Below are 20,128 nucleotides of genomic sequence, written 5' to 3'. Positions count from 1 at the left end.
TTGAAGCGTAAGGTTGAGGGACACGGCTCTAGCGACAACGAAAACCTGGCGGCGTTCGAAGATATCGATGATCCTCGGCGCCGTATCCAACTCGCACTGGATGAACTTTACCAGCTAAATACGAAAGCCGAGATTGATGCGGCGCTCACTCGCGGTTTGCAGTTTTCACACGAAGGCTTCGCCAAGCGTATCCGCGTTGGTACCGGGACGTTTCGAGTAACGAATAGCGATCTTTTCGAGAAGGTCCGAGACAGGCTGTTGGTCCTTGAGCGGGTGGCTGGACAACGGCTTAGAGGGCAGGCAGCGAAAGGCAAAAGTAGACCTCAAGAATCTAGGACTAAGAGTATTCGTAAGGTCCAGGTCTCTTCGGAGGGAGCCGAACTGCAAAGGTTGAGAGAGGAAAATAGGATCCAAAAGCAGCTACTGATAAATGCACAAGAGGAAATTCTCGACCTAGTCCTCAAGTTAAGCATGGCATTAAAGCTTCCAAATAACTAAAAAGGCCCCATTTGGGGCCTCTGCTGTTCATAAACGGCGATATTACTCCATTCCAAGGGCAGCCATGTAAGTTTGTAGGATGGTCTCTTCTTCAATGCGCTCATTCGCATCTTTTTTCCTAAGCCGGATGATCGTCTTAATAGCCTTCACATCGTAGCCGCGGCCCTTTGATTCTCCAAAAACGTCTTTTATGTCATCCTGTATTGCCTGTTTCTCTTCCTCTAGGCGCTCGATGCGCTCTATGAACTGGCGAAGCTCTGCTGCCGCGACGTTAGTGGAATCTGTTTGAATTTCGTCTGTCATTCATTCGGCCTTTCATTCTTGGGTCAGCACGCAGCATAGGGTGGCATACTACGCGATGTTGAGGTTGATTGACTGCACAACAGCCAGAGCCACGCCGTGTCTTATTGATTGTTATCTAAAATAAGCGCAGCTCATTTGCTATCGATAGGCTACCGCATCGTCAGATGGCGTTAAGCGATTAATTTCATGGCTAAATCAGTCGGGTAGGCAACGTCAGAATGTGTGCAAATCAGAGGCAATCGCAGCCTTTTCCTCTTCCAGGCGCTCGATTCGCTCGATGAACTGGCGAAGCTCGGCAGCGGCGACGTTTTCCACGCCCGTTTCCGGGATTGATCTTTCGTCCATTCCTGTTGTCCTTTTCGTTCCGGCTGTTTGGTTGACCATGCACCTGCCGTCCGGCGAAGAGCCGCGACGGGATGCGGGAATTTCGGAGGCGTTCGGGCCTTGGGGCCTCATGCCCGGCTGGGCCGTCACCTGCCGCGAAGCGGCGTCGAGGTCAAGCTGTTTTGCGCACGGGTCGGTGCTCCGATGACCCGCATGCCGCCCGGTGCGGGACCGTCACGCCTTCGGGCGCGAGCTCTCGAACGCCGATTGCTGCTCCGGGCTCGCGTCCCGCTGGTGTTTCCGGCGCCAGTCCTCATAGGGCATGCCGTAGACGATCTCGCGGGACTGCTCCTTGGTCAGCGTCTGGCCGCCCGCTTCGGCCGCGTCGCGGTACCAGTTCGAGAGGCAGTTCCGGCAGAACCCCGCAAGGTTCATCAGGTCGATGTTCTGGACGTCGCTGCGCGCGTCGAGATGCGCCAGCAGGCGACGAAAGGCGGCGGCCTCGAAGGCCGTCCGCTGTTCCGGCGTGAGATCGGGTCCAGCGGTTGTCGGTGCAGGGTCGGAGGCACGGGCGGGGGCGGGGGCGGGGGTGTGGATATCGTCCGGCATGGCATGTCCTTTCGGTCGGCGCAGGAGCGGTCGCTCCGCAGGAAGGGGTGTGACGGAAACGCGGGATGTCGCGGCGTCACGTGGCGTAGGGGCCCGTGCGGGACGGGTATCGCTTGGTGTGGTGCAGGTCGTCGCGCGCGTTCAACTGCGCAAAGATCGGTGCCAGCCGGTCGACCCAGGCGGCAACGCCTTCCGGCGTCCCGATCTGGTCTTGGCGCACTTCGATCAGCGCATGCGGCATGCCGGTTTCCATGCAGTGCCGATAGAGCGTGTCGCCGCGAAGCGCCCCGTCATAAGGCTCGTTGTCGCCGACGACCACATCGCCCTCATCGCGGAGCGCCGCGAGAAGCGGCAGCACGGCGCGGTCGTCCGTATCCCAGAGCACGGTGACGTGCCAGGGTCGGGGCACGCCCTTCCAGGCCGGCGTGAACGAGTGCAGCGACAGGATGAGCGGTGTGCGCCCGCCCGCGTCCGCGACCTCGGCGATCGTGTCCGCAACGGCTTGGTGATAGGGGCGATGGAACTGTTCGAGGCGCGCTCGGGCTTCTTCCGGAGACATGGGGTGATTGCCGGAAATGATGGCGCCGTCGGAAATTTTCATGATGAGCGTCGGATCGTCCTCGCCGCGGTTGGGGTCGATCAGGAGGCGGGAAAAACGGCTCATCACGGCGGGAACGTCGAGCCGCGCGGCCAGTCCACGCATCAGCGGTTCCACGCCGATATCATAGGCAATGTGCCGCGCGAACGCGCTTTCGGGCAGGCCGAGCGTGCCGTAGCGCAGCGGCAGCCTGTTGGTCGCGTGATCGCCGAGGAGCACGAGACCCTTGCGTCCATCGCCTCTGATGATCTCGAACGGCGCCTCGTCGGCCATGGCTTCAACCTCTTTGCATGCCTTTACAATTTGGATGACACGACGAAAAGGCGATCGCAAGGCACAGGCATCGGGCCGCGGTCGCATCCGCCGGGAAAAAGCCGGAAATGAGCGTCGACACGTCCGTTGACTTTCGCCCCGCACCGTCGCAAGAAAGTGCCTCGACAAAATGCAATGGAGCACCATTGGAAACCGTGTCTCGACATCTTCTCTCCTCGTCGAACATGCGTCGCTTGTCTCTCGGTGGATTGACTGTCTTCGCGCTCGCGCTCGCCTCGCCCCTCCTGGCAACGGAGGCCCGCGCCGAATTTCGCGTCTGCAACGGCACGCAGAACCTGGTCGGGGTCGCGATCGGCTACCGCGCCAAGGAAGGCTGGATCACCGAAGGCTGGTGGCAGGTACCTGCCACCACCTGCGCGACGCTCATCGAAGGCGAATTGCAGTCCCGCTATTATTATCTCTATGCCGAGGATGCGGCACGTGGAGGACGCTGGACAGGCAATGTCAACATGTGTGTCGCCGAGAACGAGTTCAAGATCGTCGGCGTGCAGGACTGTTTCGCGCGCGGTTTCCAGCGCATGGGCTTCAAGGAATATGACACGGGACGCCAAGGCAGCTGGATGGTTCAGCTCTCCGATACGCCCGGGACTCAAGAAGGCCAGAATTGATGAGACGGAATAGAAAAGCCAAGATCCTCGCGACGCTGGGACCGGCGTCGAACGAAGAGGCGATGATCCAGAAGCTGCACGAGGCAGGTGCGGATCTTTTCCGCATCAACATGAGCCATGCCAGCCACGACATGATGCGCACGCTGATCCAGCGCATCCGCACCGTCGAGGAGCGCTGCGGCCGCCCGATCGGCATCCTCGCCGACCTTCAGGGGCCGAAGCTGCGCGTCGGCAAGTTCACCGACGGCAAGGTCGACCTCGTGCCCGGTCAGACCTTCACGCTCGACGACAACGAGGCGCTCGGCGACAAGACCCGCGTCTTCCTGCCGCATCCCGAAATTCTCGAATCGGTCAAGGCCGGCGATCGGTTGCTGATCGATGACGGCAAGCTGCATTTGCGGGCCGAAAGCGCCAATGGCAAGAGCATCGTCTGCACCGTGGTGTCCGGCACCAAGATTTCCGACCGCAAGGGCGTGAGCCTGCCCGACACGCTGCTCGGCGTCGGCGTCCTCACCGACAAGGATCGGGCCGACCTCGATGCCGTCCTGGCCACGAACGAGGTGGACTGGGTTGCGCTGTCCTTCGTCCAGCGTCCCGAGGACCTGATCGAGGTCCGCAAGATCTCGGGCGGTCGCGTCGGACTGATGTCGAAGATCGAGAAGCCGCAGGCGATCGAGCGGATCGACGAGATCATCGAGCTGTCGGATGCGCTGATGGTCGCCCGTGGCGATCTCGGTGTCGAGATGCCGCTCGAAGCGGTTCCCGGCCTTCAGAAGCAGCTCATTCGCGCCTGCCGCCGTGCCGGCAAGCCCGTCGTCGTCGCCACGCAGATGCTGGAATCGATGATTTCGGCGCCCGTTCCGACCCGCGCCGAGGTGTCCGACGTCGCCACCGCCGTCTTCGAAGGCGCGGATGCGGTCATGCTGTCGGCCGAGTCCGCCTCTGGCGATTACCCGGTCGAGGCTGTCGCCACCATGTCGTCGATCGCAGGGAAGGTCGAGACCGACCCGCATTATTCCGGCATCATCTACGCACAGCGCACGCCGCCGGAAGCAACGGGTGCGGATGCGATTTCGCTCGCCGCGCACCAGATCGCCGAAACGCTGAAGCTTTCGGCCATCGTCTGCTACACGTCGTCGGGCAATACCGGCCTGCGCACGGCGCGCGAGCGTCCGCAGGTGCCGATCCTGGCGCTTTCGCCTGTCATCCAGACCGCGCGCCGGCTCTCGGTCGTCTGGGGCATGCACTGCGTCGTCACTAGCGACGCGACGGATCTTGACGACATGGTGAACCGCGCCTGCCGCATCGTCGCCTCCGAAGGCCTTGCCGCACCGGGCGACCGCATCATCATTTCGGCCGGTGTTCCGCTCGGCACGCCGGGCGCGACCAACATGCTGCGCATCGCCTATATCAGCGAAGACGGCGCCGGCGGCGTCTGATCCCACGCGCAAGAGCCTGACATGCAAAACGCCGCGCCCTTTGGGGTGCGGCGTTTTGCATGATGGTCGTCGGCTTCAGTCGAGACGACAAGACGTAGATGGTCAGTTCTCGTTGTCGCCGGCGATGCGTTCCTCGGCGGCGCGGGCAAGGCCGTCGAGGTCCGCTTTCTTTCCGGCAACGGTTTCGATGGCGGCGATGGCGACGTCGGTGACGATGTAGTCCGGCTTGTGGCCGAGATTGTGGATGGTGACGAGCCGCGACCCCGCGATGGCTTCATGCAGCTGACGGGAGTGGATGTCCGGCAGGACCACCTTGTCCCGGTCGCCGGTGATGATCACGGTCGGCGCCTTGATCTCCCGATAGCGCGGCGCAACCCGGGTGACATAGGCGAGCAGGTTGGCGATATCGATGGCATTGTTGCGGAAGGTGGCCGGACGCAGCGCCAGGTAGGTCCTGCTCTCGGCAACATAGTTGTCCGGGCGGTGGTTGGGCGCAAAGACGCCGCGCGTCGCCTTGTCCACGAGCAGCCGGCCGACGGTGGGCGCAACGATGGTCGCGAAGAGATCGCCGAGCAGGGGTTTCTTGGCCACGTCGTAGTACCAGTCGATGCCGCCCGGCCAGGGGTGCGTCGCGGGCGAGAGGAAGACGAGACCCGCCACCATATCCGGATGATGAAGCGCAAAGGTTGCGGCAATCGCCCCGCCGAACGAGTGGGCGACGATGATCGCCTTGCCGATGCCGCGCTTCTTCATGAGGGCCGCCACAGCATCGGCCTGACCATCGGGATAGGCATTGCGCGGCCCGCCCCGCTCCGAATAGCCAAAGCCCGGACGATCGAGAAACAGCATTTCCGCCCGACCCTCGAGCGTCTGGCGGAAGGCCGCCATGGGATCGTTGAGGTTCGCGCTGGCGCCGTGGATGAAGACGATGGGCGGCAGGTCGGCGCCGGGCGGCCGGGGCACGTGCACGCTGTTCATCCGGAAGCCGCCGACATCGATCAGCTCGCCGCGATTGCCGTTGTCGCGCTCGAAGGCCGAGGCCTGGTAGGTTCCGGCGCCGACCCCCACGGCAATCAGGATGAGGAAGGTGGCAAGCGTCGAAAGCATGATGGTCCTGAGGCGTGGGATGCGAGGCATGGATCTATCGTCGTTGCACCGTCTGCGCTGCCGCAGCCGGCGGCAAGAGCGGGTGCCGGGTTTCGGGCGGCGTCTGCATGTCGGGCCTTTACGAAAGCGCAAGCGGGGCGGTTCACCGGCGCAGCCGAAGCTTTTCCTGCACGCGCTGCGAGGCTTCAATGCGCGGCGCGTGAAAAAGGATCACGCAACGCGCTTTACGGTCTTGTTGTGATGCATGTCGTTTCCCGAAACCGCTGCACACGTTCGGGCGACATGCATGAGGGGAAAGAGGGCGGATGGGCTGCGCTGTCAGGTGCGGTTGCCGGCCAGCTTCTCTTCCAGCTCGCCCAGCTGCTCCTGCGCCTTGCGTTCGGCCGGATAGACGGCAAGGAACTGCTCCCAGGCGCGCAGCGCCAGCTCGTCCTTGCCCGACGCTTCGAGGATCGCGGCCATGCCGGCCAGTGCACCAAAATGCCGTGGCTCCAGCGCCAGCACGCGGTTGATGTCCGACATTGACTTGCGGTAGTTGCTCATCTGGTAGTGCAGCGTTGCCCGCTGGTTCCAGCCTTCGACGTAATCCGGTGCCAGCGCGATGACCTGGTCGTAGAGATCGAGGGCGCTCGGCTGCTTGTTGTCGGCCACCGCCTTGGCCGCCCACTGCATCAGGAGATTGACGGTGGCGCTGCCGGAATCCTGCCATTCGGCCCGGATCTGGTCGGCAATGCCGCGCGCCTTCTCGACGTCGCGCTCGCGCTTCAGCGCGGCAAAGAGCGTGTCGAGCTTCTCCGCGCGCGTCGGCAGTTTTTCGGGCTCTGCCGGCGGCTGCGCCGGCGCGGTGACAGGCGGCAGAGCTTCGCCGGCCTGCGCCGTCTCCGCCGCCTGCACGGGCGCGATCGACGACATGGCGAGAAGGGCCACCACAAGCGAGAGATGTCGGGATGTCGCGGGAATCAGCGGAGAAGACATGAAAAAGGCCATGGTGGGAAGGTATCCCGCCATGGCCTCAGATCAAATCAATTTTATGACATACTCCGACCAAAGGTCGAAGCGAAGCCATTGCCGTCCCGTGTGGCCGAAGGCCTCAGCCCTGGCGGGCCTTGAAGCGCGGGTTCAGCTTGTTGATGATGTAGACGCGACCCTTGCGGCGAACCAGACGGTTTTCGCGATGACGGGCCTTCAGCGACTTAAGCGAATTTTTGATCTTCATCTTTCTGATCCGCAGGTTGCGGCGAATGCACATTCGCACAGGGTCTAAACAATCAAAAAGCGCGCCTGCGAGCCTGTCAGGGCTGAGCGCGCTCTTTACGGTGGCTGGCAAATACCCCGAGCCCGGGCCGCTGTCAACATCAAGGGCGGGGATTTTGGCCGGGAACGCAGGTTTTGTAGGCGGCTCGGGGCATCCGGCAACACCCTCAGGTAAGCGTCGTGATGTGCCCCATCTTCCGGCCCGGCCGCGCCTCCGCCTTGCCATAGAGATGCACCAGCGTGCGCGGCGTCTGCAGCCAGCGCGCCAGGTCGTCGACATCATCCCCGATGAGATTTTGCATGACCGCATCCGAATGGCGGACGCTGTCGCCGAGCGGCAGGCCGCAAACGGCGCGGATATGCTGCTCGAACTGCGAGACGACGCAGGCGGCCTCTGTCCAGTGGCCGGAATTGTGGACACGCGGGGCGATCTCGTTGACCACCAGCCCGCCATCGGGCCGCACGAAGAACTCGACCCCGATCACGCCGACATAGTCGAGCGTCTCCAGAATCGCCCGGGCCGCGGCGATGGCGGCCTCGGTGGCAGCCTTGTCGATCGTCGCGGGAACGGTGGAGGTGTGAAGAATGCCGTTGCGGTGGACGTTTTCGGCCGGATCGAAGGCGGCAAACGCGCCGTCGGTTCCACGGGCGGCGAGGATGGAGATCTCGCGGTCGAAGGCGATGAAGCTTTCGAGAATGAGCGGCACGCCACCGAGGCTGTCATAGACCGCCGCGATGTCGTCGCTGCCATCGCGAAACACATGCTGCCCCTTGCCGTCATAGCCGAGGCGGCGGGTTTTCAGGACGCCTTTGCCGCCAAAATCGGCGAGGGCCGCCGTCAGGTCGGCGGCGCTGTCGATGGCGTGGAAGCGGGCCGTCTCCAGGCCGCAGGCGTTGAGAAAACGCTTTTCGGTGACCCGATCCTGCGACACCTCAAGGGCTTTCGGCGGGGGATAGACCGGGAGGCTGCGCGCAAGACGCGCCGCGCTTCCCACGGGCACGTTCTCGAATTCGTAGGTGACGACGTCGCACGCGTCCGCCAGGGCGTCGAGGGCCGCTTCATCGTCGTAAGGCGCTGCGATCTGTCGGTTGGCGACCTGCGCCGCCGGACAATCGACCTGCGGCTCGAGAATGACGGTGCGCACATTGAGACGCGCGGCCGCCATGGCGAGCATCCGGCCGAGCTGCCCGCCTCCGATGATGCCAAGCGTGATCATGCGGGATCGACCGGAAATTCGGCGACGGCGGCGCTCTGCTCCGCGCGCCAGATGTCCAGCCTGTCGGCGAGATCCGGATCGGACAAAGCGAGCACGGCGGCCGCAAGCAGCGCGGCGTTGATGGCGCCGGCCCGGCCGATGGCCAGCGTGCCCACGGGAATGCCGGCCGGCATCTGCACGATCGAGAGCAGGCTGTCCTGCCCGGACATGGTTTTCGACTGCACCGGCACGCCGAAGACGGGCAGGGCCGTCATGGCGGCGGTCATGCCGGGAAGATGCGCGGCACCGCCGGCGCCGGCGATGATGACCTTGAAGCCTTCCTCGCGCGCGGTGGTGGCGAAGGTCACCAGCCGGTCCGGCGTGCGATGGGCCGAGATGATGCGGGCTTCATAGGGAATATCGAGCGACTCAAGCATGTCGGCCGCATTCTTCATGGTCTCCCAGTCGGACTGGCTGCCCATGATGATGGCGACGGGGGGCGGGCCGGGGTTCGTCACGTCTCGCACTCCTTGATGAGGATCGGGAAGAGGTTCGGGGTTAAGGTTCGAAGAAGAGGTTTGCACCGGCCTCTTTCGACGTCTGCGCTCGAGAATGGGTTCCGTCGGTCGTGGCCTGCCCCGGCATCAGGCCGCGTCAGGCGATGATGTCGGGGATGATCACATCCTCGATTTTCGTGATCTTGTCCTTGATGGCCAGCTTTTTCTTCTTCATGCGCTGAATGCGCAGCGCATCGCAGCCGGTCTGGATCATGGCGTTGATGGCGACATCATAATCCTCGTGCTCCTGCCGCAGACGCGCAACGCTCAGTCTGAGTTCGGCCTGGTCCTGATCGGGCATGAAGATTTCCCTGTCGGCATCCGGCGGCAGAACTGTCGTCGGGTAAGAAAAGTGGTGCGTGGCCGCACGGTCGGAGCGCGCCGGTTCGGACCCTCGCGACAAGGCCGGAACCTTCCGGCCCGGTGCGCGATTCATCCAAGGCGCGATCCTCTAGCATAGATCGATCGTTCACGGGAAGTTATCCGTTTCTGCGAATTCGCCTTCGACAAATCGGGCAACGCATGGCACACTTCCCGGGTTAGAACCTGAACATCCGGCGCCTGGCGACCGGATGCAAGCACAAGGAAGGGACTGCCACATGAACATTGAGGCTCATCTTGCAACGCTTGAGAAAAAACACGGTGTTCTCGAAGAAGAACTGCATTCTGCTCTGACAAGACCGTCGGTCGAGGACGAGTATATTGCCACGCTCAAGCGTCGGAAGTTGCGTTTGAAGGACGAAATCGCCAAGATCCGTTCGACAACTCATTGATGAGGTAAAGCATCCCCTCCAGGGACATCTGTCCGGGAGACCTTCCAGGGACATGTCCAAAGGGACATCTGCATCACAACGGAGCCGCGCCGAGACTGACGGCACAGGTTCCCTGCTTTAAAAGCCAGACGCCCCGCAGACCGGCCGACGCCCTCTGCGGGGCGTCGGTTTTTTCAGGATACGTTTGGCCGCACCGGGTCGGTCTGCGGCTTTTCTTTCCGCGCGGCGCGTCAATCCGTCTGGGGCAACGTCGACTGCCGTGCCCCTGACGTGGCCGCCCGTGGCCGCCGCGATCCATCCCTCAAAGCGTACGGTTCATGCATGTCGCCTAGAAGTGTGCGGCGGTTTCGGGAAACGGCATGTACCAAAACAAAACCTTAAAGCGCGCTGGGTGAATCCTGTTTCACGCGACGCGCTTAGCGCCGGCCGCAAGACCCGCGCGTCTTCACGTCATCGGCTTTCAAAAGGGCGCTGGCGTCGGTCCCGAATCACGCGCGGTCGAATCACGCGCTCTCGGCTTGCTGGTCCGCGCATCGCGACAGGGCACTGCGGCGCCAGCATCGACCGCCGGTCGCCATTGTTGCCCGCTCGCCGGAGGAGACTGCGCGCAGCATCGTCGATTGGTCGCGTGGCATGGCCACCGCGCCTGTGCCGGCCGCTGCCGAAGGTCAGCCTTCGCTCACGAAGGCGTCATGTTCCGGCAGGACATGATGTTCCGGCAGGACATGGGGCCCGGCCGACTGCCGTGCGCGCTGAACGGGACCGGCGTGAGGGCTTTTGCCTTCTGCTCGGTTATCTCCAGGCGCAAGCCGAACCCCCTGGCCGGCTTATGCGCTGATAACCGCGTTCGACAGCGGCATCTAGGCCCAGAACTGGTCCAGCCAGAGATTGACGGCGTCGAATCCCGGCTTGTTGATCTGGTAGATGCGTTTCGTCCCGTTGGGCGAGACCGAAACGAGGTTGGAATCAAGCAGAGCCTTAAGGTGCTGCGAAACCGCCGGGCGACTAATTGGTAAGCCCTCGGCAAGTTCGTTGACGGTCTTCGGCGCACGCCGAAGCTCCTCCAACAGGTAGCGACGATTCGGATCTGCGATGGCACTGAAGGGCGACAGGTTTGACATATTAGAAGGTTATTAGAAATGCACATTGCCTTCAAGTGATTTGTGCATTGCCGTAACGTATTTTTCGTACATTTCTAATATTCGCGTGACGCGAGCGTGATGGCGGGCCCTCTCTTAAAGGTAGAGTCTTCGGCCCCATCGCATCCGGCACGGTTGATCCCCAGGGCGCGAGCGGGTATCGCTCAACGCACAGACAACACGCAGACCCCGCACAGATGCACGTCCCTTGCGACCTGCCGGAGCACCCTTCATGAGCCTGACCGACAACCGCTGCCGCCTCGTCCTCATCGTCCCGGAGATCGCAGATCCCGCGGAGCGCGCCCGCATCGTCGGCGACGCCCTGAAGGGCGGCGACGTCGCCTCCGTCATCCTGCCGCAATATGATCTGGACGATCAGACCTTCCAGAAGCATGCCGAAGTCCTGGTGCCGATCATCCAGGAGGCCGGCGCCGCGGCGCTCGTTTCGGGCGATACCCGGGTGGCCGGCCGTGCCCGTGCCGACGGGTTGCATGTCGAGGGCAACGCCGAGGCCATGCGCGAGGCGATGGAAAAGTTTTCGCCGAAGCTCATCGTGGGCGGCGGCAATGCAGCCGACCGGCATCATGCGCTGGAGATCGGCGAGGCGAAGCCGGACTATATCTTCTTCGGCAAGCTGAACGGCGACATCAAGCCCGAGGCGCACAGCAAGAACATTGCGCTCGGGGAATGGTGGTCTTCGATGATCGAGATCCCCTGCATCGTCATGGGCGGCGCCGATCCGGCCTCCGCGCTGGTGGTGGCGGAAAGCGGTGCCGAATTCGTGGCCCTGCATCGCGCCGTTTTCGAGGTGCCCGAGCGCGCCGCCGCCGTCATTGCCGAGGTGAATGCGCTGCTGGACGAAAAAGCGCCACGGTTTGGCGCTTAAGACCCGTCATGCTCGATCGTTCGCCCCGTCTCTGCCTCTTGTCCGTCGCCCTGCTCTCGGCAGGTCTCGCCGGTCTGCCCGCGCGTGCGCAGGACGCTCTTCCCGGCGTCGATCCCGATAGGGTCACCATTGCGCCGGCGGAAGCCCCGACGGAGCCCGGTGGGGTGGACCCGGATTCGGCAAACCCGATGGGCACAGCGAACGAACCGGGCAGGACCGCCAAGCGTGGCCGCATCACGCCGTTCAACGGTGCGGTTCTTCCGGACAACGAGATACCGGCGCTGCGGCCGCCGGGCGGGGACGTCAAGCCTGCCGACGGAAAGATCGCGCCGTCGGGCGGGGTCAACGTGCTGGAACGCATGGGCGCGGCGCTTCCCGCCCTGCCGGCCGAAAAGCCGTTCGAGGGCAAGGCCGACGATGCCTATGGCGCGTTCCAGCGCGGCTATTATCTCACGGCCATGGAGCTCGCCTTGCCGCGGGCGCAGCTGGGCGACGCTGCGGCGCAGACGCTGGTGGCGGAAATCTTTTCGCAGGGGCTCGGCGTTCCCCGCAAACCCAAGGATGCCGCCTTTTGGTACGGGCAGGCCGCCGCCTCCGGCGATCCCACGGCCATGTTCAAATACGCCATCCTTCTGATGGAGGGGCGGGACGTGCCGCGCGACAAGGCGCGCTCCGAGGAGCTGATGAAGAAGGCGGCCGAGCGGGGCAACCCGTCCGCCCAGTTCAACCACGCCCAGCTGCTCGTGGCCGATCAGCCGGGGCAGGCCGGATTGAAGGCCGCCTTGCCGTTCTATGAGAAATCCGCCCAGCAGGGGATCGCGGACGCGCAATATGCGCTGTCCCAGATCTATCTGAACGTCGACGGCATTCCCGACGACAAGCGGGAGCGGGCACGCGAATGGCTGCTGCGCGCGGCTGCGGCCGGGGTCGATACGGCCCAGCTCGATGCCGGCATCTGGCTGGTGGACGGCATCGGCGGCGGTCGGGATCTCGAAAAGGGGTTTGGCTGGATGTTGCGCGCGGCCAATGCCGGCAACGTCGTCGCGCAGAACAAGCTCGCCCATCTCTATATCAATGCCATCGGCACCCGGCCCAATCCGGTGGAGGCCGCCAAATGGTACGTCCTGTCGCGCCGCGCCGGCCTGAAGGATGACGACCTCGAGGATTTCTACCTCGGGATCGGCGAAGACCAGCAAAAGGCGGCGCGCGAGGCTGCGAACCGGTTCCGCGCCGCGCGCGGCTGATCCGCGCGCATTTCGGGCGTGTCTTTCGCCCGGCATCGGTCATCGCGATGGCCCGTTCCTGCGCGGGGACTTGAAATCCACGGGGATCTATGGTCTTGAGACGCCGCCCGGTGGATCGTCAGGACGATCCGCCGCTTTGTCGGCTTGATCCCGGTCTGCTCTTACCAGCGCCGTCGTCGCCGACCGTTCTGTGACAGCCCCGCGATCTGCCGGTCCTCGTTCCGGCGCCTTTTTCAGAGGAAGCCCGAAATGGCCCGTTCCGCCCTTCTCAACGTCATGGTCCAGGCCGCCTTCAAGGCCGGCAAGTCGTTGTCTCGCGATTTCGGCGAGGTGCAGAACCTGCAGGTTTCCATGAAGGGGCCGGGCGACTACGTCTCGCAGGCCGATCGCAAGGCCGAAAAGATCGTCCGCGAAGAGCTGATGAAGGCCCGCCCGACCTATGGCTATCTCGGCGAGGACGGCGACGAGGTCGAGGGGACCGACGGCGCGCATCGCTGGATCGTCGATACGCTCGACGGCGCCGCCAACTTCCTGCACGGCATTCCCCATTTCTCCATCACCATTGCGCTCGAACGTCAGGGCGAAATTGTCACGGCCGTGATCCTCAATCCGGCGACCGACGAGCTCTACACCGCCGAGCGTGGTGGCGGGGCGTTTCTCAATGACCGCCGCCTGCGCGTGGCGGCGCGTCGCAGCCTTGCGGATGCGGTCATCTCCACCGGCACACCCTTTCTCGGTCGCGGGCATCACGGCAACTATCTCATCGAGCTGCGCCATGTGATGGGCGAGGTCGCCGGCGTCCGCAGCCTCGGCGCGCCGTCTTTGGCGCTCGCCTATGTGGCGGCGGGCCGGTTCGACGGCTACTGGGAGCGCGGGCTGATGCCATGGGATACGGCGGCCGGCATGCTGATGGTGCGGGAGGCCGGCGGCTGGATCGCCGATATCGACGGCGGCAACAAGCCGATGGAAGACGGCTCGATCGTCGCGGGCAACGAATATATCCGCAAGGCGCTGCACGAGGTTCTGCATCGCCCGATGCCAGGCAAGTAGCAATCGCCCCTTGCCGGGCAGGTCGAAATCGCCCGATGCCGTGTCAACAGAGGCGGCAAGGCGGCGGATGCGGACGCTCCGGTCCCGCCTTGATTGCCCTTTTGGGCGGCCCGCACGCAGGGTCGAGGACGCGCAGGAATATGCGGGGTGAACCGTTCCGGTTTTCCGCTTTATGCAGTAGGGTCTGCGCCATATGGCCGGACCCGGCCGATAGATGACCGGGCGGGCGGCTGGGAATCGAGAGAAGCGGCATGGCGAAACTGACATTGTCTGGCTGGGATGCGGAGCAGGGCGAGGACTACAATCCGAACAAGCTGACGAGCCCCATGGTGTTCTTCTGGACCATGGTGATCTTCCTGATCATCGTCGGCTTCGTCGGCGCCATCCTGTTCCGGCAGGCCCAGACGGCCTTTCTCAGCAATCCGGGGCTCAACGGGCTCATCCTCAGCGTTCTGCTGATCGGCATTCTCCTCGTCTTCACCCATGTCCTTGCGCTGCGCCCGGAGGTTCGCTGGTTCAACAGCTTCCGCGCCGCGGGCAGCGCCGACAAGGTCGGCCGCGATCCGGTGCTGCTCGCGCCGATGCGGGCGCTGATCGGCAAGCGCCACTCGATGGCGATTTCCACCGCCGCGCTCCGGTCGATCCTCGACAGCATCGCGACCCGGCTGGACGAATCACGCGACACGTCGCGCTATCTCATCGGGCTTCTCGTTTTCCTCGGCCTGCTCGGCACCTTCTGGGGCCTGCTCGGCACCATCGGCTCGATCAACACCGTCATCCAGTCGCTGGACGCGGGCAGCGGCAGCACGAACGATGTCCTTTCGGCCCTGAAAACAGGTCTTTCCGCACCCTTGACCGGCATGGGCACCGCCTTCTCCACCTCGCTGTTCGGCCTTTCGAGTTCGCTGGTGCTCGGCTTTCTCGATCTGCAGGCCGGGCGGGCGCAAAGCCGTTTCTATACCGAGCTCGAAAACTGGCTCTCGTCCGTCACCGACGTCAGCTCCGACGTGAACGTGCGTTCGGATGGCGCCGGCAGCCGCTCCGAAGACCTGCGCCATCTGGCCGAGGAATTGAGCCGCATGGCGCAGGAAGGCGGCACCGGGCAGCGCACGACCGCCGCCATGGCGAGCCTTGCGGAGGGCATCCAGGGTCTGGTGAAAAACATGCGCGGCGAGCAGCAGATGCTGCGGGACTGGATCGAGGCCCAGCAGGAAGAAGCGCGCTCCATGCGCCGCACGCTCGACAAGCTGGCCGCGCGCCTCTCTGAGAACGACAGGAAGACCCTGCCGACGCCGCGCCGGGCCAGCGAAGAGACAGGACAGGATTGAGATGGCGCTCGGACGCAGGGGTCGCCACCAGCGCACCGTGGATTACTGGCCGGGCTTCGTCGATGCTTTGTCGACGCTGCTGCTGGCCATCATGTTCCTGCTCTCGGTCTTCGTTCTCGCCCAGTTCCTGCTCAGCCGCGAAATCAGCGGCAAGGACGAGGTGCTGACGCGGCTGAACAGCCAGATCAACGAATTGACCCAGCTTCTAGCCCTGGAAAAGAGCGGAAAGCAGGATCTGGAGGATTCGCTCGCCAACCTGCAGGCCTCCCTCGCAACATCGGAAGGCGAACGTTCGCGGCTGCAGTCCCTGCTCGATCAGGGGAGCGGCAGTTCCGCGGATGCCGACCAGCGCATTGGCGATCTGACCGGACGGCTGGAGGCCGAACAGCAGGCGAGCGGTCGGGCCATGAGCCAGATCGATCTCCTCAACCAGCAGATCGCCGCCTTGCGCAACCAGATCGCGGCGATCGAGAGCGCGCTGCAGGCCTCCGAGGCCCGCGATGCGACCTCCCAGACCAAAATCGCGGATCTCGGCCGGCGTCTCAACGTGGCGCTCGCACAGCGCGTCCAGGAGCTCAACCGGTACCGGTCCGATTTCTTCGGGCGGCTTCGCGAAATTCTGTCGGACCGCGAAAACATCCGCATCGTCGGCGACCGCTTCGTCTTCCAGTCGGAAGTGCTGTTCCCCTCCGGCGGCAACGAGCTCAATCCCGCGGGGCAGGAGGAAATGGCCAAACTGGCCATGGCGCTGCTCGACCTCGCCAAGGAAATTCCTGCCGAGATCGACTGGGTGCTGCGGGTCGACGGCCATACGGACAATGTGCCGCTGTCGGGTTCGGGCCGCTATGTCGACAACTGGGAGCTTTCTTCCGCCCGCGCCACCTCGGTCGTCAAGTTCCTCATCTCCAAGGGCGTGCCGCCCGGGCGGCTGGTGGCTGCCGGCTTCGGCGAGTTCCAGCCGATCGCCGAGGGCGACACCAAGGAAGCCCGCGACCAGAACCGTCGCATCGAGCTGAAGCTCACCGAGAAATAGGGCCGGCGACGTGCGTTCCGGCCCGGGCTTCCAGTCCCCGGGTCACGCCCCGAGCTCACGCCATGGGTTCACGCCAATCTCTGCGTTAAAGCGTCTTCTTTTGATGCGTGTCGTTCCCGAAACCGCTACACCCTTTGGGGCGACAGGCATGAGAGGGCGCTGCGCGACGTTTCTCTTCTCTTGTTGGCGTTGCCGCTCTCTTGGCATGCGGGGAGAGGGGGACAGGGCTGCTCGGCCGGTTCCCATGAGACCGGGGTCGTGCCTCCGGCGCATTTCCTCAAAGAGGGGGCATCCGGTGGTGACGACCGGGCGAGGGGCTCCCGCCCGGCTTGAGGATGTCTCAGTCCAGCGTCACATTCGCGTCCTTCACGACCGGCGTCCATTTCTCGATCTCGGCTTTCACGTGGGCCTTCAGCTCGTCCGGCGTCGAGGCGACGATGGTGGCACTGAAGTCCTTCATGCGGGCGACGACGGCGGGGTCGGCCATGGCCTTCTTTGCGGCTGCGTTCAGGCGGTCGATCACGGGCGCCGGCGTGCCGGCGGGTGCAAACAGCGCATTCCAGGTGTAGGTTTCGTATCCCGGCACGGTTTCGGCGATCGTCGGCAAGTCCGGGAAGGAGGCCGCGCGTTCGGCGGTCGTCACGCCCAGTGCCCGCAGTGTGCCGGCCTTGATGTGGCCGGAGGACGAGGGAAGGTTGTCGAACATGATCGGCACCTGATTGCCGATGACGTCGTTCAGCGCCGGCCCGGATCCCTTGTAGGGGATGTGCTGCATGCTGACGCCGGCCATCTTCTTGAAGAGCTCGCCCGAGAGATGCAGCGGCGTGCCGTTGCCGGACGAGGCATAGGCGTATTTGTCCGGATCGGCCTTCAGAAGCGCGATCAGTTCCGCCACCGTCTTGGCCGGCAGCTCCGGATTGACGACGAGCACGTTCGGCACCAGCACGAGAAGCGAAACAGGCGCAAAATCCGTTTCCGGGTCGTAGGGCTTCGTCTTGAGGATCAGCGGGTTCAGTGCGTGCGTCGCAACCGTGCCCATCAGGATCGTGTAGCCGTCGGCTTCGGCGCGGGCGACATTGGTCGCACCGAGATTGCCGCCGGCGCCCGCGACGTTCTGGACGAGGACCTGCTGGCCGAGATCGTCCGACATCTTCTGCGCGACGATGCGGGCCACCACGTCCGTCGAACCGCCGGCTGCGAAGGGCACGACCATGGTGACGACGCGCTCGGGAAATGTCTGCGCCCGCGCGGCATGGGCGCCGACCGTCAGTGCCAGCGCCAAGGCCGGCAGCGTTCCGGCCAAAAAGGATTTGAAGACAGACATCGCGTTCCTCCCGTTACTGTCTGAGATGCGACCCGCGCAACCTCCGCAGCGCCGGCCGAAACGGGAGAGTGACATTCGGGACGCGCGACAGACAATCGCAGGCGCGATCGTGGACGTGGCTTTTACGGTGTCATCGCTCGGCGTTGGGTGATCTTCCACCCGTCCGCAGGGGATATGGGTGGAAAACTGCCCAAGACCTTAGAGGCTGGCGACGTTCAGCGCCTGCGATCCGTGGTCGAACTGCAGTCTTGCAAGCCGCGCATAGAGACCGCCCTGCCGCACCAGCGAGGCATGGGTGCCGTCTTCGACGATGCGTCCCTGGTCCATCACGAGGATACGATCGGCTTTCAGCACCGTCGCCAGCCGGTGGGCGATGACGAGCGTCGTGCGGCTGCGCATCAGCCCGTCGAGCGCGGTCTGGACAAGCGTCTCACTTTCGGCGTCCAGCGCCGAGGTCGCTTCGTCGAGCAGCAGCACCGGAGCATCCTTCAGGATGGCGCGGGCGAGGGCGATCCGCTGGCGCTGGCCGCCCGACAGGGTGATGCCGCGCTCGCCGACCGGCGTGTCGTAGGCATCCGGCATCGCGCGGATGAACATGTCGGCCTGCGCCGCGACGGCCGCGGCTTCCACCGCCGCCCGGGTGGCGCCCGGCGTGCCGAAGGCGATGTTTTCATGGATGGTGGCGGCGAAGATGGTGACATCCTGGGGGACGATCGCCAGCCGCGCGCGCAGGTCGTGCGGTGCGAGATCGCGGATATCGACCCCATCGACGCGAATGGCGCCGCTGTCGGGATCGTAAAACCGCAGCAGGAGCGAAAACAGCGTACTTTTGCCGGCGCCCGACGGTCCGACGATCGCCACGGTCTGGCCGGGCTCTACTTCGAAGGTCAGGCCTTTGAGGCTCTTTTCCAGCGGGCGCGTTGGGTAGGCGAAGTGGATCGCGTCGAAGGTCACGCGTCCCGCAGCCGGCTGCGGCAGCGCCTTGGCCTGCGCGGGCTCGGTGATCGCGGGCTGCTCCTGCAGGAGTTCGTTCAGGCGCTCTGCGGCACCCGCCGCCTGAGACAGCTCGCCCCAAACTTCGGAAAGAGCGCCGAGGCTGCCGGCGGCAAAGACGGAATAGAGCAGGAACTGGCCGAGCGTGCCGGGCGAGATGGTGCCGGCCAGGACGTCCTGCGCGCCGAACCAGAGCACGGCAACGACGCTGCCGAAGATCATGGTGATGGCAAAGGCCGTCAGCGCCGAGCGCGCGGTAATCGCGCCGCGTGCGGCCAGGTAGGCGTCCTCCACCGTGCGGCCGTAACGCGCCATGGCCGTGGCCTCGCCGTTGAAGGCCTGGACGGTGCGGATCGCGCCGATCGCCTCGCTGGCATAGGCGGACGCCCCGGCCAGCCGGTCCTGCGCGTCGCGCGAGCGGCGGCGGACATTGCGGCCGAAGGCGACGAGCGGAAAGACGATGACGGGGATCGCCATCAGCACGAGGCTGGAAAGCTTGGGACTGGTATAGACCATCATGGCGATGGCGCCGAGACAGAGGATCATGTTGCGCAGCGCGACGGAGGCCGTGGCACCGACGGCAGACTTGATCTGCGTCGTATCCGCCGTCAGCCGCGAGACGATCTCGCCGGACTGGTTGACGTCGAAGAAGGCGGGCGACAGCCGCGTGATATGGTCGAACACCTCGCGGCGCATGTCGGCCACAACCCGCTCGCCGAGCGTGATGACGAAGAAGTACCGGCCGGCGCTGGCAAGAGCGAGCACGATCGCAAGCACCATCAGCATGGCGAAATAGGTGTTGATGAAGGCGCTGTCGGACTTGGTGAAGCCGTGGTCGATCATGCGGCGCACGGCAAGCGGCAGGGTCAGCGTGGTGAGTGCGGCGGCGACGAGACAGATAGCTGCGCCGGTCACCAGGCCGCGATAGCGCTTCACATAGGGAAGCAGCGCGGTCAGCGGGCGGACGTCTCGCGTGCGTCCCGCCGCCTTGTCAGTCTCGATCGCCACACTGTCCTCCCCGCGTCCAGCATCTGGACGAACGCATCACTGTCTTGCCGTCAGATCATCGAACCGGCCACATCGTCGGCCCTTGTTATCCCCGAGGCCTTCATGTATAGGCACCGCATCCAATTGAAAAGACGTTGGCCGAAACGCGGTCTGCGGCTTCATTATCGTGTTCGGTCCGGTAGCCGCAAGTGGCTGCGACAAATGGACCCGGGAACTGCAGGAAGAGTGTTATGAAGGCTGATATCCATCCCGCTTACCACATGATCAAGGTGGTCATGACCGACGGCACCGAGTACGAGACCCGCTCGACCTGGGGCTCCGAAGGCCAGACCATGAACCTTGAGATCGACCCCAAGTCGCACCCGGCCTGGACCGGCGGCAACCAGCAGCTCATGGACCGCGGCGGCCGCGTTTCCAAGTTCAAGAAGCGCTTCGAAGGCCTCGGCCTCTAAGATCCCGTTTTCGCGCCGCACGTCTTCGCGGGCGACATGGATATGTAGCAAAAGCCCGGTTCGCCGGGCTTT

General features: G+C 64.1%; 23 protein-coding genes and 1 pseudogene. 11 read left to right on the top strand and 13 right to left on the bottom strand.

Translation table 11 applies throughout. The features are described from left to right. The gene (locus tag ASG03_RS08495) at nucleotides 1-498 is read left to right on the top strand and encodes a hypothetical protein (protein ID WP_156381770.1); all 498 of its coding nucleotides are present in this window, start codon (nucleotides 1-3) and stop codon (nucleotides 496-498) included. A 42-nt stretch (nucleotides 499-540) separates the two neighbouring features. On the opposite strand, the gene ASG03_RS08490 is transcribed toward ASG03_RS08495, so the two are convergent. The 4 genes and pseudogenes from ASG03_RS08490 to ASG03_RS08480 form a co-directional block, all read right to left on the bottom strand. Continuing rightward, nucleotides 541-801 carry a DUF2312 domain-containing protein gene (locus ASG03_RS08490; RefSeq protein WP_062595812.1) on the bottom strand — a complete coding sequence of 87 codons (261 nt, stop codon included), beginning with the start codon at nucleotides 799-801 and terminating at the stop codon, nucleotides 541-543. Nucleotides 802-1,026: 225 nt separating this feature from the next. Continuing rightward, nucleotides 1,027-1,146: pseudogene (locus ASG03_RS21015) on the bottom strand (GapR family DNA-binding domain-containing protein); the annotation flags it as partial. A gap of 213 nt (nucleotides 1,147-1,359) precedes the next feature. After that, the gene (locus ASG03_RS08485; protein ID WP_082475626.1) at nucleotides 1,360-1,734 is read right to left on the bottom strand and encodes a DUF1244 domain-containing protein; all 375 of its coding nucleotides are present in this window, start codon (nucleotides 1,732-1,734) and stop codon (nucleotides 1,360-1,362) included. 76 nt (nucleotides 1,735-1,810) lie between these two features. Continuing rightward, entirely contained in the window at nucleotides 1,811-2,605 is a 795-nt protein-coding gene (locus ASG03_RS08480; protein WP_062693257.1) for an N-formylglutamate amidohydrolase, read from the bottom strand. Between the two features lie 224 nt (nucleotides 2,606-2,829). On the opposite strand from ASG03_RS08480, the gene ASG03_RS08475 reads away from it, so the two are divergent. Further along, nucleotides 2,830-3,273, top strand: coding sequence for a DUF1036 domain-containing protein (locus tag ASG03_RS08475; protein WP_062475196.1), 444 nt, complete (start codon nucleotides 2,830-2,832; stop codon nucleotides 3,271-3,273). Next, nucleotides 3,273-4,712: a pyruvate kinase gene (pyk, locus tag ASG03_RS08470; RefSeq protein ID WP_062693256.1), complete on the top strand. Its 1,440-nt coding sequence runs from the start codon at nucleotides 3,273-3,275 to the stop codon at nucleotides 4,710-4,712. Before ASG03_RS08475 ends, pyk begins: the two co-directional genes overlap by 1 nt. A 102-nt stretch (nucleotides 4,713-4,814) precedes the next feature. On the opposite strand, the gene ASG03_RS08465 is transcribed toward pyk, so the two are convergent. After that, nucleotides 4,815-5,849 carry an alpha/beta fold hydrolase gene (locus tag ASG03_RS08465; protein ID WP_244475202.1) on the bottom strand — a complete coding sequence of 345 codons (1,035 nt, stop codon included), beginning with the start codon at nucleotides 5,847-5,849 and terminating at the stop codon, nucleotides 4,815-4,817. Here ASG03_RS08465 and ASG03_RS21410 point away from each other — a divergent pair. Next, on the top strand, nucleotides 5,848-6,060 hold the full coding sequence (locus ASG03_RS21410; protein WP_156381769.1) for a hypothetical protein: 213 nt from the start codon (nucleotides 5,848-5,850) through the stop codon (nucleotides 6,058-6,060). The two genes, ASG03_RS08465 and ASG03_RS21410, sit on opposite strands and share 2 nt — an antisense overlap. Before the next feature lie 77 nt (nucleotides 6,061-6,137). On the opposite strand, the gene ASG03_RS08460 is transcribed toward ASG03_RS21410, so the two are convergent. The 5 genes from ASG03_RS08460 to ASG03_RS08440 form a co-directional block, all read right to left on the bottom strand. After that, nucleotides 6,138-6,779, bottom strand: a complete 642-nt coding sequence (locus ASG03_RS08460) for a hypothetical protein (protein WP_443216592.1) — start codon at nucleotides 6,777-6,779, stop codon at nucleotides 6,138-6,140. Between the two features lie 130 nt (nucleotides 6,780-6,909). Beyond that, a complete protein-coding gene (ykgO, locus tag ASG03_RS08455; protein ID WP_034855034.1) occupies nucleotides 6,910-7,035 on the bottom strand; it encodes a type B 50S ribosomal protein L36 in 126 nt (41 codons plus the stop codon). Between the two features lie 205 nt (nucleotides 7,036-7,240). Then, the gene (locus ASG03_RS08450; RefSeq protein ID WP_062693253.1) at nucleotides 7,241-8,290 is read right to left on the bottom strand and encodes a 5-(carboxyamino)imidazole ribonucleotide synthase; all 1,050 of its coding nucleotides are present in this window, start codon (nucleotides 8,288-8,290) and stop codon (nucleotides 7,241-7,243) included. After that, a complete protein-coding gene (gene purE, locus ASG03_RS08445) occupies nucleotides 8,287-8,751 on the bottom strand; it encodes a 5-(carboxyamino)imidazole ribonucleotide mutase (RefSeq protein WP_062475797.1) in 465 nt (154 codons plus the stop codon). The genes ASG03_RS08450 and purE overlap by 4 nt, the downstream gene beginning before the upstream one ends. 172 nt (nucleotides 8,752-8,923) lie before the next feature. Continuing rightward, nucleotides 8,924-9,127 (bottom strand): YdcH family protein, encoded by a 204-nt coding sequence (locus ASG03_RS08440; protein WP_062475794.1) that lies wholly within the window; start codon nucleotides 9,125-9,127, stop codon nucleotides 8,924-8,926. A gap of 298 nt (nucleotides 9,128-9,425) precedes the next feature. Between ASG03_RS08440 and ASG03_RS21010 the strand changes: the two genes are divergently transcribed. After that, nucleotides 9,426-9,599 carry a YdcH family protein gene (locus tag ASG03_RS21010; RefSeq protein WP_082475624.1) on the top strand — a complete coding sequence of 58 codons (174 nt, stop codon included), beginning with the start codon at nucleotides 9,426-9,428 and terminating at the stop codon, nucleotides 9,597-9,599. Nucleotides 9,600-10,459: 860 nt separating this feature from the next. Here ASG03_RS21010 and ASG03_RS08435 read toward each other — a convergent pair. Then, a complete protein-coding gene (locus ASG03_RS08435; protein WP_062475184.1) occupies nucleotides 10,460-10,720 on the bottom strand; it encodes an ArsR/SmtB family transcription factor in 261 nt (86 codons plus the stop codon). A gap of 250 nt (nucleotides 10,721-10,970) precedes the next feature. Between ASG03_RS08435 and ASG03_RS08430 the strand changes: the two genes are divergently transcribed. The 5 genes from ASG03_RS08430 to ASG03_RS08410 all read left to right on the top strand — a co-directional run bounded on the left by ASG03_RS08430 (nucleotide 10,971) and on the right by ASG03_RS08410 (nucleotide 16,279). Beyond that, nucleotides 10,971-11,624: a thiamine phosphate synthase gene (locus ASG03_RS08430; RefSeq protein WP_062693252.1), complete on the top strand. Its 654-nt coding sequence runs from the start codon at nucleotides 10,971-10,973 to the stop codon at nucleotides 11,622-11,624. Between the two features lie 8 nt (nucleotides 11,625-11,632). Continuing rightward, nucleotides 11,633-12,868: a tetratricopeptide repeat protein gene (locus tag ASG03_RS08425; RefSeq protein WP_062693251.1), complete on the top strand. Its 1,236-nt coding sequence runs from the start codon at nucleotides 11,633-11,635 to the stop codon at nucleotides 12,866-12,868. A 249-nt stretch (nucleotides 12,869-13,117) separates the two neighbouring features. Then, complete coding sequence (locus ASG03_RS08420; protein ID WP_062693250.1) at nucleotides 13,118-13,918, top strand: inositol monophosphatase family protein; 801 nt, start codon at nucleotides 13,118-13,120, stop codon at nucleotides 13,916-13,918. A 251-nt stretch (nucleotides 13,919-14,169) separates the two neighbouring features. Next, the gene (locus ASG03_RS08415; RefSeq protein WP_062475165.1) at nucleotides 14,170-15,246 is read left to right on the top strand and encodes a MotA/TolQ/ExbB proton channel family protein; all 1,077 of its coding nucleotides are present in this window, start codon (nucleotides 14,170-14,172) and stop codon (nucleotides 15,244-15,246) included. 1 nt (nucleotide 15,247) lies between these two features. Then, nucleotides 15,248-16,279, top strand: a complete 1,032-nt coding sequence (locus tag ASG03_RS08410; RefSeq protein ID WP_062475162.1) for a peptidoglycan -binding protein — start codon at nucleotides 15,248-15,250, stop codon at nucleotides 16,277-16,279. Between the two features lie 340 nt (nucleotides 16,280-16,619). Here the strand turns inward: ASG03_RS08410 and ASG03_RS08405 are convergent, their stop codons facing one another. Both ASG03_RS08405 and ASG03_RS08400 read right to left on the bottom strand, forming a co-directional pair. After that, a complete protein-coding gene (locus ASG03_RS08405) occupies nucleotides 16,620-17,603 on the bottom strand; it encodes a Bug family tripartite tricarboxylate transporter substrate binding protein (RefSeq protein WP_062693249.1) in 984 nt (327 codons plus the stop codon). A 198-nt stretch (nucleotides 17,604-17,801) separates the two neighbouring features. Next, complete coding sequence (locus ASG03_RS08400; protein ID WP_443216587.1) at nucleotides 17,802-19,604, bottom strand: ABC transporter transmembrane domain-containing protein; 1,803 nt, start codon at nucleotides 19,602-19,604, stop codon at nucleotides 17,802-17,804. A 230-nt stretch (nucleotides 19,605-19,834) separates the two neighbouring features. On the opposite strand from ASG03_RS08400, the gene rpmE reads away from it, so the two are divergent. Continuing rightward, a complete protein-coding gene (gene rpmE / locus ASG03_RS08395; RefSeq protein ID WP_018327882.1) occupies nucleotides 19,835-20,056 on the top strand; it encodes a 50S ribosomal protein L31 in 222 nt (73 codons plus the stop codon). Nucleotides 20,057-20,128: the final 72 nt, after the last annotated feature.

Source organism: Rhizobium sp. Leaf341, from assembly GCF_001424325.1.
In the GTDB taxonomy this organism is placed as follows: domain Bacteria; phylum Pseudomonadota; class Alphaproteobacteria; order Rhizobiales; family Rhizobiaceae; genus Ferranicluibacter.
Note: the sequence above shows the minus strand (reverse complement) of the source record. Positions and strands in the feature narration are given on the sequence as shown.

Excerpts from the sequence above, each read along its gene's own strand:
- ASG03_RS08490 (WP_062595812.1), bottom strand. The coding sequence starts at position 801 with ATGACAGACGAAATTCAAACAGATTCCACTAACGTCGCGGCAGCAGAG.
- ASG03_RS08485 (WP_082475626.1), bottom strand. The coding sequence starts at position 1,734 with ATGCCGGACGATATCCACACCCCCGCCCCCGCCCCCGCCCGTGCCTCC.
- ASG03_RS08480 (WP_062693257.1), bottom strand. The coding sequence starts at position 2,605 with ATGGCCGACGAGGCGCCGTTCGAGATCATCAGAGGCGATGGACGCAAG.
- ASG03_RS08475 (WP_062475196.1), top strand. The coding sequence starts at position 2,830 with ATGCGTCGCTTGTCTCTCGGTGGATTGACTGTCTTCGCGCTCGCGCTC.
- pyk (WP_062693256.1), top strand. The coding sequence starts at position 3,273 with ATGAGACGGAATAGAAAAGCCAAGATCCTCGCGACGCTGGGACCGGCG.
- ASG03_RS21410 (WP_156381769.1), top strand. The coding sequence starts at position 5,848 with ATGGATCTATCGTCGTTGCACCGTCTGCGCTGCCGCAGCCGGCGGCAA.
- ASG03_RS08465 (WP_244475202.1), bottom strand. The coding sequence starts at position 5,849 with ATGCCTCGCATCCCACGCCTCAGGACCATCATGCTTTCGACGCTTGCC.
- ykgO (WP_034855034.1), bottom strand. The coding sequence starts at position 7,035 with ATGAAGATCAAAAATTCGCTTAAGTCGCTGAAGGCCCGTCATCGCGAA.
- ASG03_RS08450 (WP_062693253.1), bottom strand. The coding sequence starts at position 8,290 with ATGATCACGCTTGGCATCATCGGAGGCGGGCAGCTCGGCCGGATGCTC.
- purE (WP_062475797.1), bottom strand. The coding sequence starts at position 8,751 with ATGGGCAGCCAGTCCGACTGGGAGACCATGAAGAATGCGGCCGACATG.
- ASG03_RS08440 (WP_062475794.1), bottom strand. The coding sequence starts at position 9,127 with ATGCCCGATCAGGACCAGGCCGAACTCAGACTGAGCGTTGCGCGTCTG.
- ASG03_RS21010 (WP_082475624.1), top strand. The coding sequence starts at position 9,426 with ATGAACATTGAGGCTCATCTTGCAACGCTTGAGAAAAAACACGGTGTT.
- ASG03_RS08435 (WP_062475184.1), bottom strand. The coding sequence starts at position 10,720 with ATGTCAAACCTGTCGCCCTTCAGTGCCATCGCAGATCCGAATCGTCGC.
- ASG03_RS08430 (WP_062693252.1), top strand. The coding sequence starts at position 10,971 with ATGAGCCTGACCGACAACCGCTGCCGCCTCGTCCTCATCGTCCCGGAG.
- ASG03_RS08425 (WP_062693251.1), top strand. The coding sequence starts at position 11,633 with ATGCTCGATCGTTCGCCCCGTCTCTGCCTCTTGTCCGTCGCCCTGCTC.
- ASG03_RS08420 (WP_062693250.1), top strand. The coding sequence starts at position 13,118 with ATGGCCCGTTCCGCCCTTCTCAACGTCATGGTCCAGGCCGCCTTCAAG.
- ASG03_RS08415 (WP_062475165.1), top strand. The coding sequence starts at position 14,170 with ATGGCGAAACTGACATTGTCTGGCTGGGATGCGGAGCAGGGCGAGGAC.
- ASG03_RS08410 (WP_062475162.1), top strand. The coding sequence starts at position 15,248 with ATGGCGCTCGGACGCAGGGGTCGCCACCAGCGCACCGTGGATTACTGG.
- ASG03_RS08405 (WP_062693249.1), bottom strand. The coding sequence starts at position 17,603 with ATGTCTGTCTTCAAATCCTTTTTGGCCGGAACGCTGCCGGCCTTGGCG.
- rpmE (WP_018327882.1), top strand. The coding sequence starts at position 19,835 with ATGAAGGCTGATATCCATCCCGCTTACCACATGATCAAGGTGGTCATG.